General features: G+C 38.9%; 12 protein-coding genes. 10 read left to right on the forward strand and 2 right to left on the reverse strand.

From position 1 onward, the window contains the following. Positions 1-58: 58 nt before the first annotated feature. The 9 genes from ACYPXO_RS09120 (at position 59) to ACYPXO_RS09160 (ending at position 10,240) form a co-directional block, all read left to right on the forward strand. Positions 59-487 carry a hypothetical protein gene (locus ACYPXO_RS09120; protein ID WP_459640261.1) on the forward strand — a complete coding sequence of 143 codons (429 nt, stop codon included), beginning with the start codon at positions 59-61 and terminating at the stop codon, positions 485-487. Between the two features lie 275 nt (positions 488-762). Continuing rightward, positions 763-840: a K(+)-transporting ATPase subunit F gene (kdpF, locus tag ACYPXO_RS09125; RefSeq protein ID WP_084667667.1), complete on the forward strand. Its 78-nt coding sequence runs from the start codon at positions 763-765 to the stop codon at positions 838-840. Positions 841-867: 27 nt separating this feature from the next. Continuing rightward, positions 868-2,580 (forward strand): potassium-transporting ATPase subunit KdpA, encoded by a 1,713-nt coding sequence (gene kdpA, locus ACYPXO_RS09130; RefSeq protein ID WP_459640262.1) that lies wholly within the window; start codon positions 868-870, stop codon positions 2,578-2,580. 21 nt (positions 2,581-2,601) lie between these two features. Continuing rightward, complete coding sequence (kdpB, locus tag ACYPXO_RS09135) at positions 2,602-4,665, forward strand: potassium-transporting ATPase subunit KdpB (RefSeq protein ID WP_459640263.1); 2,064 nt, start codon at positions 2,602-2,604, stop codon at positions 4,663-4,665. A 14-nt stretch (positions 4,666-4,679) separates the two neighbouring features. Next, on the forward strand, positions 4,680-5,312 hold the full coding sequence (gene kdpC, locus ACYPXO_RS09140; RefSeq protein WP_459640264.1) for a potassium-transporting ATPase subunit KdpC: 633 nt from the start codon (positions 4,680-4,682) through the stop codon (positions 5,310-5,312). A gap of 44 nt (positions 5,313-5,356) precedes the next feature. Next, positions 5,357-7,360: a DUF4118 domain-containing protein gene (locus ACYPXO_RS09145; RefSeq protein ID WP_459640265.1), complete on the forward strand. Its 2,004-nt coding sequence runs from the start codon at positions 5,357-5,359 to the stop codon at positions 7,358-7,360. Between the two features lie 55 nt (positions 7,361-7,415). Beyond that, on the forward strand, positions 7,416-8,933 hold the full coding sequence (locus tag ACYPXO_RS09150; RefSeq protein WP_459640266.1) for a DUF4118 domain-containing protein: 1,518 nt from the start codon (positions 7,416-7,418) through the stop codon (positions 8,931-8,933). Further along, positions 8,930-9,652 carry a response regulator transcription factor gene (locus tag ACYPXO_RS09155; RefSeq protein ID WP_459640267.1) on the forward strand — a complete coding sequence of 241 codons (723 nt, stop codon included), beginning with the start codon at positions 8,930-8,932 and terminating at the stop codon, positions 9,650-9,652. The genes ACYPXO_RS09150 and ACYPXO_RS09155 overlap by 4 nt, the downstream gene beginning before the upstream one ends. A gap of 123 nt (positions 9,653-9,775) precedes the next feature. Then, positions 9,776-10,240, forward strand: coding sequence for a hypothetical protein (locus ACYPXO_RS09160; RefSeq protein ID WP_459640268.1), 465 nt, complete (start codon positions 9,776-9,778; stop codon positions 10,238-10,240). On the opposite strand, the gene aroA is transcribed toward ACYPXO_RS09160, so the two are convergent. Both aroA and ACYPXO_RS09170 read right to left on the reverse strand, forming a co-directional pair. Then, the gene (aroA, locus tag ACYPXO_RS09165) at positions 10,198-11,493 is read right to left on the reverse strand and encodes a 3-phosphoshikimate 1-carboxyvinyltransferase (protein ID WP_459640269.1); all 1,296 of its coding nucleotides are present in this window, start codon (positions 11,491-11,493) and stop codon (positions 10,198-10,200) included. The genes ACYPXO_RS09160 and aroA overlap by 43 nt on opposite strands. 28 nt (positions 11,494-11,521) lie before the next feature. Continuing rightward, entirely contained in the window at positions 11,522-12,622 is a 1,101-nt protein-coding gene (locus ACYPXO_RS09170; RefSeq protein WP_459640270.1) for a prephenate dehydrogenase/arogenate dehydrogenase family protein, read from the reverse strand. A 266-nt stretch (positions 12,623-12,888) separates the two neighbouring features. On the opposite strand from ACYPXO_RS09170, the gene ACYPXO_RS09175 reads away from it, so the two are divergent. Further along, the gene (locus tag ACYPXO_RS09175) at positions 12,889-14,961 is read left to right on the forward strand and encodes an elongation factor G (protein WP_459640271.1); all 2,073 of its coding nucleotides are present in this window, start codon (positions 12,889-12,891) and stop codon (positions 14,959-14,961) included. Positions 14,962-15,043 lie beyond the last annotated feature (82 nt).

Raw genomic sequence — 15,043 nt, forward strand, 5'->3', positions numbered from 1 at the left:
ATTTATATTCTAACACCAACTTGTATTGAATATCAATCTCGGATACAACAGGAAACTTATGGAGAAGTGCAAAGTGCTTAAAGAATACGCTCAGTTTATTACAACTATTCGAGAAATTTTTAAGAAAGGAAAGAATTTTTCGGAGGCAGTAGAGGAGGCAATAGATACTTGTATACAGGCAGGAATTTTGTCAGAGGTACTTCGGAATAACAGAGCGGAGGTTGTAGATATGATTTTGACAGAATATGATGAAGAAGAGTTTTATGATTTTTTGGCAGAAGAGTCATGGAAAAATGGACGGTGTGAGGGAGAATTATTGGCACAAATTAATTTGATTCAGAAAAAGTACAAAAAGGGAAAAAGCATAAATACTATTGCGTTGGAATTGGAGCAAGAGAAAAAAGATATTGATAACATTTACCGTTTGGTAAGCGAAAATCCTATGGTATCGGCAGAAAATATTTTAGAAAAATTAAAAAATAAATAAGATTGACAAAACTACTCACTTGAATAGGTGGGTAGTTTTTTTGTGCATTATTGATGAAATTTTAATACGGTTTTAATATTACAGCCCTGCATTATAATACTGATTTAAAATCTTTTATGCTATTATAATTCCTGCTAGAAAGGAAAGAAAAAGGAAGGGATAAGTATGGATTTATTAATGATTTTAATTCTGGCGATTTGTTTTGGCAGTATGAAATTACTGGTTGACTGGTGTGAAAAGCAGGTAGGAACTGCTGCGACAAGGGAGGAAGAAAAATGATACTATTGATTATTCTTATTTTATTGCTTGCCGGATATTTATTCTATGCGTTGATTTATCCGGAAAAACTATAAAAGATATAAATTTGGAGGAAAAAAGCCATGTTACAGATTGCACTGACGCTTGCTATATTTTTGGTGCTTGTCATTCCAATGGGAACTTATATGTACCATATAGCAACAAAGCAGAAAACATTTGCTGACCCGTTGTTTGACAGACTTGACGGGGGAATTTATAAAGTTCTGAGAATAAGCAGAGAGGGAATGAACTGGAAACAATATGCGTTACATTTATTAATGACAAACGCGATGATGGTACTTGTAGGATATATTATTTTAAGACTGCAGGGAGTTTTATTTGCAAACCCAAATGGAATAGATGCTATGGAACCGACACTCTCGTTTAATACAATCATCAGTTTTATGACAAATACAAATTTACAGCATTATGCGGGAGAATCGGGACTTTCTTATTTAAGTCAGATGATGGTTATTGTCTTTATGATGTTTGTATCGGCAGCCAGCGGTTATTCGGCTTGTATGGCGTTTTGTCGGGGACTTGCGGGAAAACAGAAAGATGTCGGTAACTTCTATGAAGATATGATTAGAGTTACAACTCGTATTTTAATTCCGGTATCCATTATTATAGGTATACTTTTGATTTGGCAGGGTGTTCCGCAGACTTTTGATGCAAATCAGACGGTGAGAACGATAGAAGGAAATTATCAGGATTTGGCAATGGGACCTGTGGCTGCCCTTGAGAGTATAAAACATCTTGGGACAAACGGCGGTGGATTTTTTGGAGCGAACTCTTCGACACCATTTGAAAATCCAACGATTATTTCAAATATGATTGAATTATTAAGTATGATGATTTTGCCGGGTGCCTGTGTTGTTACGTTTGGAAAAATGACTATGCAGAGAAGAAAAGAAGAGAAGAAAACAAAGAGAGTGCTTTTGGGCAATCAGGGAAGAACAATCTTCGCAGCAATGTCTATTCTGTTTTTAGTCGGACTTCTTCTTTGTTTTGAGGCAGAAAAATCCGGCAACCCGATTTTAGAGCAGGCGGGATTAAATCAAGACGTAGGAAATATGGAAGGAAAAGAAACAAGGTTTGGTATTGCACAATCAACCCTCTTTACGACAACAACTACGTCATTTACAACAGGTACGGTCAATAATATGCATGATTCGCTGACTCCGCTCGGAGGTCTTGTACCGATGCTGCATATGATGTTGAACTGTGTGTTCGGCGGTAAAGGTGTCGGGCTGATGAATATGATTATGTATGTAATTTTAGCGGTATTCCTTTGCGGTCTGATGATTGGTCGAACCCCTGAATACTTGGGTAAGAAAATCGAAGGAAAAGAAATGAAACTTGTGGCGCTTGTGTTGATTATTCATCCGCTTTTGATTTTAGGATTTTCAGCGCTGGCAGTTATGGTGGGAGCAGGAGTTGAAGGAATTACAAACGGAGGCTTTCACGGGTTATCCCAAGTTCTGTATGAATATGCATCGTCCGCAGCAAACAACGGTTCAGGATTTGAGGGATTGGCGGATAATACGGCATTTTGGAATATCACAACAGGATTGGCGATGTTCTTTGGCAGATATATTACAATGATTGCACAGTTAGCGATTGCAGGAAGCCTTCTTGCAAAACGCCGTGTGAATGAAACGGTAGGTACACTCCGCACGGATAATGTGATTTTTGTTGTGGTATTAGTTATAGTTGTTTATATTTTTGCCGCATTGACATTCTTCCCTGCACTCGCACTCGGACCGATTGCGGAGCATTTATCATTATGGTTGTAATAGGAGTCAGAAAGGATTACGATGAAAATGAAAAATCAGGAGAAAAAAACAAAATTTATTACAAAGGATATTTTGAAAACATCAATTATTGGTGCTTTTCAAAAATTAAATCCGAAATATATGATGAAAAATCCGGTCATGTTTGTCGTTGAAGTGGGATTTGTCATTAGTATGATTATGACAATCTGTCCAACTATCTTTGGAGATGACAGCGAACTCCGTATTTACAACGGGATAGTAACCGTGATTTTGTTTGTCACTATTTTATTTGCAAACTTTGCCGAGTCTGTGGCTGAAGGAAGAGGAAAAGCACAGGCAGATTCACTGAAAAAGACAAAGAAAGATACAATGGCAACCCTGTTGTTGAAGGACGGAACAGAGAAAGTTGTAAATGCATCTGAATTGAAAAAAGGCGATATTATTATCGTGAGAACAAATGAAGTGATTGCAAATGACGGTGAAGTTATCGAAGGCGTTGCTTCTGTAGACGAGTCGGCGATTACAGGGGAATCAGCGCCGGTAACCCGTGAAGCGGGCGGAGATTTTTCTTCCGTAACGGGGGGAACGACAGTAGTCAGCGACTGGTTAAAAATCAGAATTACTTCTGAGCCGGGACAGTCTTTCCTTGACAAAATGATTTCCCTTGTAGAAGGAGCGTCCAGACAAAAAACACCGAATGAAATTGCGTTAAATACATTGCTTGTCAGTTTGACGATTATTTTCCTAATTGTTGTAGTGACACTATATTGTTTCTCTGACTATGCGGGAGTGAAAATTCCAATGGCGACAATGATTGCCCTCCTCGTATGTTTAATTCCGACAACAATCGGCGGACTTTTATCCGCAATCGGTATTGCCGGTATGGACCGTGTAACAAGATTTAATGTTATTGCCATGTCAGGAAAAGCTGTGGAAGCATGCGGTGATGTAGATACAATGATTTTGGATAAAACGGGAACAATTACTTACGGAAACCGTCTTGCAGCAGATTTCCATGAAGTAAAAGGAAAAAGTAAAGAAGATTTAATTGATTACAGTGTAATGACTTCTTTATGTGACGCCACACCGGAAGGAAAATCTGTAGTGGAATTGGGAAAACGTCTTGGAACAAAGATTAAAGACGAAGTAAAAGACCAAATGGAATTTGTAGAGTTCACTGCACAGACAAAGATGAGTGGAGTAAACTTAAAGGACGGAACACGAATCCGAAAAGGCGCTTATGATGCTATCAAAAAATATGTACAGGAAAATAACGGTGAAATACCGGAAGATTTGGAAAGTATTGTAACAGAAATTTCCAGTTTAGGCGGAACACCTTTGGTAGTCTGCGTCGGAAATGTGATTTATGGCGTGATTTATTTGAAAGATACGGTAAAACCGGGACTTGTGGAACGATTTGAGCGTCTGCGTGAGATTGGTATTAAAACAATTATGTGTACAGGTGACAATCCTCTTACAGCGGCGACAATCGCAAAAGAGGCAGGTGTGGACGGGTTTATTGCCGAATGTAAACCGGAAGATAAAATTGATGCCATTAAAAAAGAACAGGCAGAAGGAAAAATCGTAGCGATGACCGGAGACGGAACAAATGATGCCCCTGCTCTTGCACAGGCGGACGTAGGACTTGCGATGAACAGCGGTACAACGGCGGCAAAAGAGGCGGCAAATATGGTAGACCTTGATTCTGACCCGACTAAGATTTTGGAAGTAGTGGAAATCGGAAAACAACTTTTGATTACGAGGGGATCTTTGACAACGTTCAGTATCGCCAATGATGTGGCAAAATATTTTGCAATTATTCCGGCGATGTTTACACTTGTCATTCCTCAAATGGAAGTGTTGAATATTATGCACCTATCCACACCGTTCAGCGCGATATTATCTGCATTGATTTTTAATGCAATTATTATCCCGTGTTTAATCCCGATTGCGATGCGCGGTGTAAAATATAAACCGATGCGTTCCGAAAAAATGTTGATGAAAAACATGGGTATTTACGGATTGGGCGGAGTAATTGTTCCGTTTGTGGCAATTAAACTGATTGATATTTTGGTAACGCCTTTGCTGGCATTATTAGGATTATAATATGAGGTGAGAAAATGAAGAACTTTGGAAAATATGTGAAAAGAGCGGCAGTTATTACACTTGCACTGCTTGTTATATGCGGTATCGCCTATCCTCTTTTATTGACGGGGATCGGACAGGTTGTTTTTCCGAAACAGGCAAACGGAAGCATTGTAAAAGCAGAAGGAAAAGCGGTAGGCTCAGAGGTAGTCGGACAGAAATTTGAAGGAGATGAATATTTTCACGGAAGAATTTCAGCGGTAGATTATAATACATATACAAAAGAAGAAAAAGAAAACGGAGATTATGCGGGAGTTTCTTCGGGCAGTTATAACTATGGCGCTACAAACGAAGAGTTGGAGAAACGTGTAGAGCAGGATGTACAGGCATTTAAAGAACGTTATAAAAAAGCAACAGGAGAAGAATTTAAGGGAGAAATTCCAGCAGATATGCTGACAGCATCGGGGTCGGGGTTAGATCCGCATATCAGTTCTGCATCAGCAAAAATACAGATTCCGATTGTGGCGGCAAACAGCGGTTTGTCTGAAACGGAAGTGGAAGAAATTGTGGAGAGAAATACAGAACACAAATTATTCGGTATTTTTGGTGAAGAAACCGTAAATGTTCTTCAATGTAATATTGAAATAGCAAAAGCAATGGGCGAATAAAAAGAGGGAGGCATAGCCTCCCTAAATGTATTTAGGAGAGAACTATGGGTGGAGAAAGAGCAAACCCTGAAGAGTTGTTGAAACGTATTCAGGCGGCAGAAAAACAAAAAGAAATTGAAAAAAAGGGAAAATTATGTATCTTTTTGGGATATGCGGCAGGAGTTGGGAAGACATGCGCTATGTTAGATGCGGCACATGAATTGCAAAAAGAAGGGGTAGATATTGTCGCGGGATATATCGAACCACACGCCCGTCCGGAAACAAGTGCGAGGGAGGAAGGATTAGAGAAGATTCCTCCTCTTATGGTGGAATATAAAGGAATAGAACTACGGGAACTGGATATTGACGGTGTGTTGAAAAGAAAGCCGCATACAGTTCTTATTGATGAACTTGCTCACACAAACGCAAAAGGAATGCGTCATCAAAAGCGGTATGAGGATATTGAAGAAATTTTAGATGCGGGAATTAATGTGTATACAACCGTAAACATTCAACATTTGGAAAGTCTTAACGATGTTGTGGAGAGCATTACAAAAATTCATGTAAAAGAAAGAATACCGGATTTTGTTTTTGACGAGGCGACACAGGTAAAATTAATAGATATTGAGCCGGACGAGCTGATAACCCGTTTGAAAGAAGGAAAAATTTATAAAACCGTGCAGGCGGAGAGAGCGCTGCAGAATTTTTTCGCAAAAGAAAAATTAATCGCTTTAAGGGAAATTGCGCTTCGCAGAATGGCGGATAAAGTAAATCGGTTAGGTTTACAGGAGCGTATTTTAAATGAAAATGCGGACGGAAGCGAGGGGTATCAGGGTGAACATATTATGACCTGTATTTCAACTGCTCCCTCCTGTGAGAAAGTTATCCGTAGCGCATCGAGAATGTCATATGCTTTCCATGCAAAATTCACCGCATTGTATGTGGAAACGCCGGAATTGCAAAATGCAGACAGTTCCGTAAAGAAAATAAGGGATAAAAACATCCATTTGGCGGAGGCGCTTGGTGCGCAGATTATTACCGTATTTGGTGAGGATGTGGCATTTCAGATTGCGGAGTATGCGAAAGTAAGCAGTGTGACAAAACTTGTTTTAGGAAGGACAAACCATCGTATTTGGCTTGGACAGAAGAGAGGAACAATTACGGACAAAATAAGCGAATATATGCCTAAATTGGATATCTTTATTATTCCGGATACAGCAAAATACAAACAGAAAAAGCGGGAATTTTTCCCAATGCCGAAAAAGTCGGAGGGGTTGGCAGTTGATTTGTTAAAAGAGGCGGCTATGCTTGTTGCCGCAACGGGTATAGGGATTTTCTTTCAAAAGAAAGGGCTTATGGACGCAGATATTATTATGGTATATCTCATAGGTATACTTATTCTGTCGCTCTGTACGAAAAGGCGGTATATTGCGGTATCTTCATCAGTTATTAGTTTACTTTTGTTTGACTGGTTTTTTGTTCCGCCGTTTTACAGTTTCCATTTTTACAGTGGGAAATACAGCGCAACTTTTGCGTTGATGCTATTGTTTGCCGTTATTATTTCTACGATTATTTCTAAAGAAAGACGGCAGGTAAGAGAAAGTGCAAAAATGGTGTACAGAACCCAACTTTTGCTTGATAACAGCAGAAGAATGCGAAGGATTGAAACAGTGCGGGAACTTTTAATGGAATTAAGCCAAAGAGTATTAAAACTAATGAATCTTTCGGTTGTGTTTTATATCCGAAAAGGGGAAAAGACAACAGGGCCGTGGCTCTTTCCAAAGCCGGGGATGTCTAAAGCGGAATTAAAGAAAATGATGACGCAGAGGGAGCGGGCGGTCGTTGACTGGGTTATGGTAAATAAAAAGCGGGCAGGCTGTTGTACCCACACGCTTCCGGAGGCGGACGCCATGTACCTGCCAATTAAGACGGGGGATGAAATTTATGGTGTTATGGGGATTGTTTTGGAAGAAAAAAGAGAAATTCCTACGTTTGAATATGGACTTTTGACAGCCATGTTAAATGAGGCGGCGCTTGTATTTGCGCGAATTTATCTTGTACAAAAGTAGAACTTGCAAGTCTGTTTAGATGTGTTTAAAATAGGAAAGAAGAGGGGGAATGTATGTGAAAGAGATAAAACACAGTTATATAGGAAGAGATGTTTTTTATTGTATTGTCAGTTTAGTTCTGTCTACGCTAATCGCATATATCTTTTTCATTTTGGGATTTACAGATGCAAACCTGATTATGATTTATATTTTGGGTGTTCTTATGGTTGCTCTGATGACAAGCGGGTATTATTGGGGACTTTGTGCAAGCGCTTTGAGTGTACTTACATTTAACTTCTTTTTTGCAGACCCGATATTTACATTTTCCGTATATAATCCGGATTATTTGATTACTTTTGTCGTTATGCTTGTCACGTCAATTACCTGTTCTATTTTAACAAAACGGGTGAAAAACTACGCGCAGGAAAATGAGATGAAATCATATCGTTCGGAACTTTTGTTGCAAGCGAGCAGAAGTTTACAAGAGGCATCGACTTCTCAAGAGATTATGCAGAAAACAGTTGAACAACTTGGACATTTATTAGAAAAAAATGTGTACTGTTATATGGGCGAGCCGTCAGGAAGTGAAATTCCTATTTCATATAAAAAAGAAAATGCACCGGAAAAACTTGCCGAATCAGATTTGGCTGTAGTGAAGTGGTGTTATCAGAATAAAGAAGATGCAGGATTTTCAACAAAAATTTTGAGAGAATCGGATTATCTGTTTCTTGTAGTCAAAAGTGATGAAAAAATGTTTGCTGTGATTGCAGTAGATATGGAAAAAGAAGAAATCGGAACATTTGAAAAAGGAATTATGGGAACGATTATCCATGAGAGTGTACTGGCTCTTGAAAAGGAGCAGTTAATTAAACAGAGAAGTGAATCAGAGGTGCGGTTGGAGAAAGAAAGACTGCGTGCTAATCTTCTTCGTTCTATTTCCCACGATTTGCGAAGCCCTCTCACAAGTATTTCCGGAAATGCGGAGAATTTATTGACAAATGAAGAAAAATTAAGCGGGGAAAAAAGACAAAAAATATATCACGACATTTATGACGATTCTATGTGGCTTATTAACCTTGTGGAAAATCTTCTTTCCGTTACGAGAATTGAAAATGGAACGATGGAGTTAAATATTCAGGGAGAAGTTGCCGAGGAGGTTATCGAAGAAGCGTTGAAACACGTGAACAGACGTGGAAAACAGCAGAAAATTACAGTGGACTGTGAGGAAATTCTGATTGCAAAAATGGACGTGAAATTAATTTTCCAAGTGCTGATTAATCTTGTGGATAACGCTGTTAAGTATACGCCTAAAGGGGCGGAAATTATTGTGGGAGCGGATAAAGAGGGCGATAAAGTCGCATTCTTCGTGAAAGATAACGGTCAGGGCTTAACCGCAGAACAGAAAGAAAAAGTTTTTGATATGTATTACACGGTAAATAATACAGTGAGTGACAGCAGAAGGGGAATGGGACTTGGACTTCCCCTTTGTCAGGCAATTGTGCAGGCGCACGGAGGTAAATTGAAAATATATGATAATGTGCCAACCGGAACAGTATTTAAGTTTGCGTTGGAGCAGGAGGAGATAATGTTATGATGAAGGGAACAAAACCAACCGTTTTAGTTGTCGAAGATGACGAGCCGATCCGCAATTTAATTGTGACGACTTTGGAGATGGAAAAATATAAATTTGATACGGCGGAAGACGGGAAACAGGCGATTATGCTTGCGGCGGCAAATAATCCGGATATTATTTTAATGGATTTAGGTTTGCCTGATATGGACGGAATAGATGTAATCAAGAAAATCCGTTCATGGTCTGTGGCACCGATTATTGTGATTAGTGCGAGAAGTGATGAGAGAGATAAAGTTGCTGCGTTGGATGTAGGAGCGGACGATTATCTGACAAAACCGTTCAGCGTTGTGGAATTATCGGCAAGGCTTCGTGCTACAATAAGACGTGTACAATATATTATGCATACGGACAATACGAATGAAAGTATATTCCAAAACGGAGATCTGATGATTGATTATAGTGCAGGTGTTGTAAAAGTGGCGGGAACGGAAATTCATTTAATGCCGTTGGAATACAGCCTTTTATGTCTCTTAGCGCAGAACGTAGGAAAAGTACTTACATATCAGTTTATTTTGGAAAAAGTGTGGTCAAATGGAATTGGAAGCGATATTTCTTCACTGAGAGTATACATGACTTCTCTTAGAAAAAAACTGGAAAAGGATAAGACAAATCAAACGTATATTCAGACGCATATTGGAGTCGGGTACCGCATGCTGAATGTAGAGGAAGAAAGCGAGTAGAAGTAAATTTTAATTTATCTTTAATTTCCGCTCTGTTCACTTTAAACCCCATTTAACATCTAATCTGTTACAATACAATCATAGACAAAGGAGTCTGTAAGATAGATTGTAATGAGAAAGGGAATGAATGAGATGAAAGAACAGATAATAAATACAAAAGAAATAATGGAAGAAAGAGAATTAAAAAATTTATGTTCCGATGTAAAACAATGCTGTTCTCAACATGAATTTATAAAAGGCGAACAAATGGCAGCATTGGCAATGGAAAAATATCCGGATGCAGCACAGCCGCATAATTTGTACGGAGCAATTTTGGAAATGACAGGTCAGCATGTATCGGCAATGAAACATTTTCGTGCAGCGCTGGCATTAGATCCGACTTATGAGCCGGCAAGTTATAATTTGGAGCAATACGGAACAATGACTTTGGAAGAAAAACATTGTGCTTTTGATGAGGAGGACTTAGGCGTAAAAAAAATGCCGTCTCACGCATCTGCAAAAAAGCAGAACGCAAACAGCACTTTAAGAATGATATTATATCCGATTTATCGCAATAAAGATGTCAATGTTTCAAAAAATGCAGGATAAGAAATATCAATACAATGACTATTTATCACTTCGGTTTCTCCATCAGCGACAAGGCCCGCGATGGAGAAAGCCATTGCAATTCTATGGTCGAGAAAACTGTCTATTTTAGCGCCGGATAAATGTCCTTTTCCGGTAATAATCATTCCGTCTTCAGTAGGAATAATATCCCCACCCATTTTTGTTAAATTTTTACTTACCGTTTCAATTCTGTTGGTTTCTTTTACTTTCAATTCTTCTGCGTTTTTAATAGTGGTAGTTCCGTCAGCAAAAGCGGCGAGAACAGCGATAATCGGTATTTCATCAATTAAAGCCGGAATAACAGAACCCTCTACAACCGTTCCGTGCAGGCTGCTTGTCCGTACAAGTAAATCAGCGACAGGTTCTCCATTCACTGTCTTTTTATTTAAAAATGTAATATCCCCGCCCATATTCTGACATACGGTTAAGATGCCGGCTCGGGTCGGATTAATGCCTACGTTCTGAATAAGAATTTCAGAATGTGGAACAAGAAGTCCTGCGGCAATAAAATATGCAGCAGAGGAAATATCTCCCGGCACAATAATTTTTTGTCCATCCAAATTCGGTTCGGGTTCAATGGAAACAGTAGGCAAATTTGTAGCAGAATCAGTAAAACGATGCAATTTACCGCCAAATCCCGACAACATTAATTCCGTATGATTGCGGGATAATACAGGTTCGGTTACGGAGGTAACTTGGTTAGCGTAAAGTCCGGCGAGCAAAATTGCGGATTTTACCTGTGCGGAGGCAACCTTTGAATGATAATGAATGCCGCGCAGCAGGGAAGGGGATATGCGAAGAGGAGCGCAGTTATTTTCGTGCATACTTTCGATTCTTCCGCCCATAAGCGAAAGCGGTTCTATAATTCTTCCCATTGGTCTTGTGTTTAAAGATGCATCTCCGGAAAGAATGGTTTCAAAGTTTTGTCCGGCAAGAATACCCGATATAAGTCTTGTTGTCGTCCCGCTGTTTTTTGTGTCTAAAACGGATTGCGGAGCAGAAAGACCGTGCAATCCTTTTCCGCAGATGCGTATGATTTCAGGGGAAACTTCGATTTCTATGCCCATTTTTCTAAAACAGTCAATAGTGGCAAGGCAATCTGCCCCCTGCAAAAAGTTTGTGATTTCGGTTGTGCCGTTGGCGAGAGAACCGAACATAACGGCACGGTGGGAAATGGACTTATCTCCCGGAATAGTTATTACTCCTCGAAGTCCGGTAGTATTTTTTATAATCATATGTGAATCCTTTCTAAGCAATATGTTATTAACGTTTGTATACTGCATATCTGTGCTTTTCTAAAAGTTTTACCGCCTGCAAAGAGGAAGCCTCATCATAAAATTCCATTCTAAGAACGCCCTCCTCAAATTCACGGTTATGGACAATACCTATATTTTTTAAACTGATATTATTTGAGGCTAAAATGGTGGCAACTGTGGCAATTCCCCCTGTTTCATCTAAAATATCGCAATAAATAGCAAAAACTTTTTTGATAGGTCCTGCAGAAATGTCAGGAACGGAATCGCGATAATTTTTCGCACGGGAAAATAAATCATATAGTTCTTCCGCTTCTTGCTTCGTGACAGAATCTTTTATTTTTTGAAGAGTATTTATATATCTACCGAGAATATCGTCAATATTTTCCTTATTTTGTACACAGATATGTTGCCACATTGTTGGGGAAGAAGACGCTATTCGTGTAATATCTTTAAATCCGCCCGCTGCCAGTTGTTTCATAAATTCCTCTTTTGTATCCGCATCCTTTACAAAATCAACTAGAGCGGAAGCGATAATATGAGGAAGGTGGCTGATTGCACCTGTAACATAATCGTGTTCCTGATAATCCATTTCCATTGGAAGAGCCTTCAATGACCGGATAAATGCGGTATATTGCAGTGTTTTTTCTTTGGAAACAGATGCCGAAGGGGTAAGAATATAGTAGGCGTTTTCTATTAGAATTGGTTTTGCATTGGAAAAGCCTGTTTTTTCTGACCCTGCCATTGGATGTCCTCCGATAAAATATTTTTCTAATCCAAGTTTTGTGACTTCCTTGTGTATAGAAGTTTTTACGCTTCCCACATCTGTCAGAATACAGTCACCATGCAGAAAAGGTTGAACCTGCTTTAAATAGGCTGTGTTAAAAGAAACAGGTGTGCATAGAAAAATATAGGAACAATTTTTAAAGTTCTCATCTATTGTATTGCAGGAAACATCTATAACTGATTCGTTCATGGCGAGAGCAAGTGTTTCTCTGTTCTTGTCAAAAGCAATAATTTTTGTGTCAGGATAGTAAAGGCGGATGGCTTTGGCGATAGAACCGCCGATAAGCCCCAAGCCGATAAATCCGATTTTTATTGGTGTGTGCATGGAAAAATCCTTTCTTATTCAATATCTGTTCTTTTCATTTTAAAGGATTTCTGAAAATATGTCAACGCTATGGTGGTTTAAAGTGAGAAAGCGCGACAGCAGTTCGGCAATATAAGTCTGAGTCAGAGGTTAAAAAAATATTTTAAACTTTCAAAGTAACTAATTGATATAAAAATATTGTATAAAATATATAAAAGAGTTGTAAAAACAGAAAAAATTTAGTACAATATATACATTAGAACTAGAAAAATAAGGAGGCACCAATAATGAAAGTTTACAGAACAGACGAGATTAGAAATGTAGTCCTTTTAGGACACGGCGGAAGCGGAAAAACAAGTTTAGTGGAAGCAATGGCTTATGTATCGGGAGCGATTAATCGAATGGGAAAAATTGGCGATCACAATACAATAAGCGATTTTGATAAAGAAGAGCAGAAACGCGAATTCTCAATCAGCACAACATTGACTCCGATCGAATGGGAGAAAGCAAAAATCAATATTCTTGACACACCGGGATATTTTGACTTTGTAGGTGAAGTGGAAGAAGCGGTAAGTGCAGCAGATGCGGCTGTTATCGTTGTTTCAGGTAAAGCAGGTGTGGAAGTAGGAACGGAAAAGGCATGGGAATTATGCGATAAGTATAATTTGCCTCGTATGGTATATGTAACGGAGATGGATGTTGATGATGCAAGTTTTCGTGAAGTGGTAAAACAGTTGACAGACAGATATGGAAAAGTAATCGCACCTCACTTCCAGCCGATTCGTGAAAATGAGAAACTGGTTGGATATGTAAACGTTATTAAAAATGCAGGAAGAAGATATACAGGTATCGGACAGAGAGAAGAATGTGAGATTCCTGATTACTGTCTTCCAAACTTACAGATTTTAAGAGATGCTCTAATGGAAGCTGTAGCGGAAACAAGTGAAGATTTTATGGAACGTTATTTTGCCGGAGAAGAATTTTCAATAGAGGAAATTCGTTCAGCCATGCGTACAGAAGTAATGGACGGAAGTATTGTACCGGTGGCAATGGGATCTAATATTGAAGCGCAAGGTGTTGCAAACCTTTTATCCGATATCGTTCGTTTCTTCCCAAGTCCTGATAAGAGAGAATGTGCGGGATTTAACCGGAAAACAAATGAAATTTTTGAAGCAAATTATAATTTCTCCAAAGCAAAAACAGCCTATGTATTTAAGACAATGGTTGACCCATTCATTGGTAAATATTCTTTCGTAAAAGTATGCTCAGGCGTATTAAAAGGTGAAGATGTATTATATAATGCGGAATCAGATACAGAAGAAAAACCGGGTAAACTTTATGTAATGAATGGAAATAAACCGATTGAAGTATTGGAATTACACGCAGGAGATATTGGTGCAATCGCAAAGTTAACTGGAACAAAGACAGGAGATACCCTTTCAACAAAGAATACACCTGTTTTATATGGTAAGACGGAATATTCTACACCATATACATATATGAAATATGTAGTGAAAGCAAAAGGTGACGAAGATAAAGTTTCTCAAGGGCTTGCAAAAATGATGGCAGAAGATATGACAATGAAAGTAGTAAATGATAGTGAAAATCATCAGACATTGTTATATGGAATGGGTGATCAGCACTTGGAAGTAATTGTAAGCAAATTGGCGACACGTTATAAAGTGGATGTGGCATTGGAAAGACCAAAAGTTGCTTTCAGGGAAACGATCCGTAAGAATTCTGATGTGGATACAAAATATAAAAAACAGTCAGGCGGACATGGACAGTACGGTCACGTTAAAATGAAATTTGAACCTTCGGGAGATTTGGAAACACCATATGTTTTTGAAGAAACAGTAGTAGGAGGAGCAGTTCCAAAGAATTATTTCCCTGCAGTTGAAAAGGGACTTCAGGAATCTGTATTGAAAGGACCTTTAGCAAACTATCCGGTTGTAGGGGTTAAGGCAACTTTATATGACGGTTCTTATCATCCGGTAGACTCTTCTGAAATGGCATTTAAGACAGCAACAATGCAGGCGTTTAAGAAAGGTATTATGGAAGCATCTCCTGTACTGTTAGAGCCAATTGCAAATATTAAAGTTGTTGTTCCTGATGAATATACAGGAGATGTCATGGGAGATTTGAATAAGAGAAGAGGGCGCGTACTTGGAATGAATCCACTTCCAAAAGGAAAACAGGAAATTGAAGCAGATATTCCGATGACCTGTGTATTCGGATATTGCACGGCGCTTCGTTCCATGACAGGAGGACGAGGAACATATTCATATAAATTTGTCCGCTATGAACAGGCACCTTCTGATGTACAGGAAAAAGAAATTGCAAATCGTTCAGAAGAATAGAAGAGAAAAGGATTGCTGTTTTACAGCAATCCTTTTGTGTGTAGAATACTTGACAATTTTAGGCAGAGTGATACAATGAGCC

This window comes from Faecalimonas canis (assembly GCF_054601575.1).

Bases quoted from the DNA above. Each gene is read 5' to 3' on its own strand.
- ACYPXO_RS09120 (WP_459640261.1), top strand. From the start codon at position 59: ATGGAGAAGTGCAAAGTGCTTAAAGAATACGCTCAGTTTATTACAACT.
- kdpF (WP_084667667.1), top strand. From the start codon at position 763: ATGATACTATTGATTATTCTTATTTTATTGCTTGCCGGATATTTATTC.
- kdpA (WP_459640262.1), top strand. From the start codon at position 868: ATGTTACAGATTGCACTGACGCTTGCTATATTTTTGGTGCTTGTCATT.
- kdpB (WP_459640263.1), top strand. From the start codon at position 2,602: ATGAAAATGAAAAATCAGGAGAAAAAAACAAAATTTATTACAAAGGAT.
- kdpC (WP_459640264.1), top strand. From the start codon at position 4,680: ATGAAGAACTTTGGAAAATATGTGAAAAGAGCGGCAGTTATTACACTT.
- ACYPXO_RS09145 (WP_459640265.1), top strand. From the start codon at position 5,357: ATGGGTGGAGAAAGAGCAAACCCTGAAGAGTTGTTGAAACGTATTCAG.
- ACYPXO_RS09155 (WP_459640267.1), top strand. From the start codon at position 8,930: ATGATGAAGGGAACAAAACCAACCGTTTTAGTTGTCGAAGATGACGAG.
- ACYPXO_RS09160 (WP_459640268.1), top strand. From the start codon at position 9,776: ATGAATGAGATGAAAGAACAGATAATAAATACAAAAGAAATAATGGAA.
- aroA (WP_459640269.1), bottom strand. From the start codon at position 11,493: ATGATTATAAAAAATACTACCGGACTTCGAGGAGTAATAACTATTCCG.
- ACYPXO_RS09170 (WP_459640270.1), bottom strand. From the start codon at position 12,622: ATGCACACACCAATAAAAATCGGATTTATCGGCTTGGGGCTTATCGGC.
- ACYPXO_RS09175 (WP_459640271.1), top strand. From the start codon at position 12,889: ATGAAAGTTTACAGAACAGACGAGATTAGAAATGTAGTCCTTTTAGGA.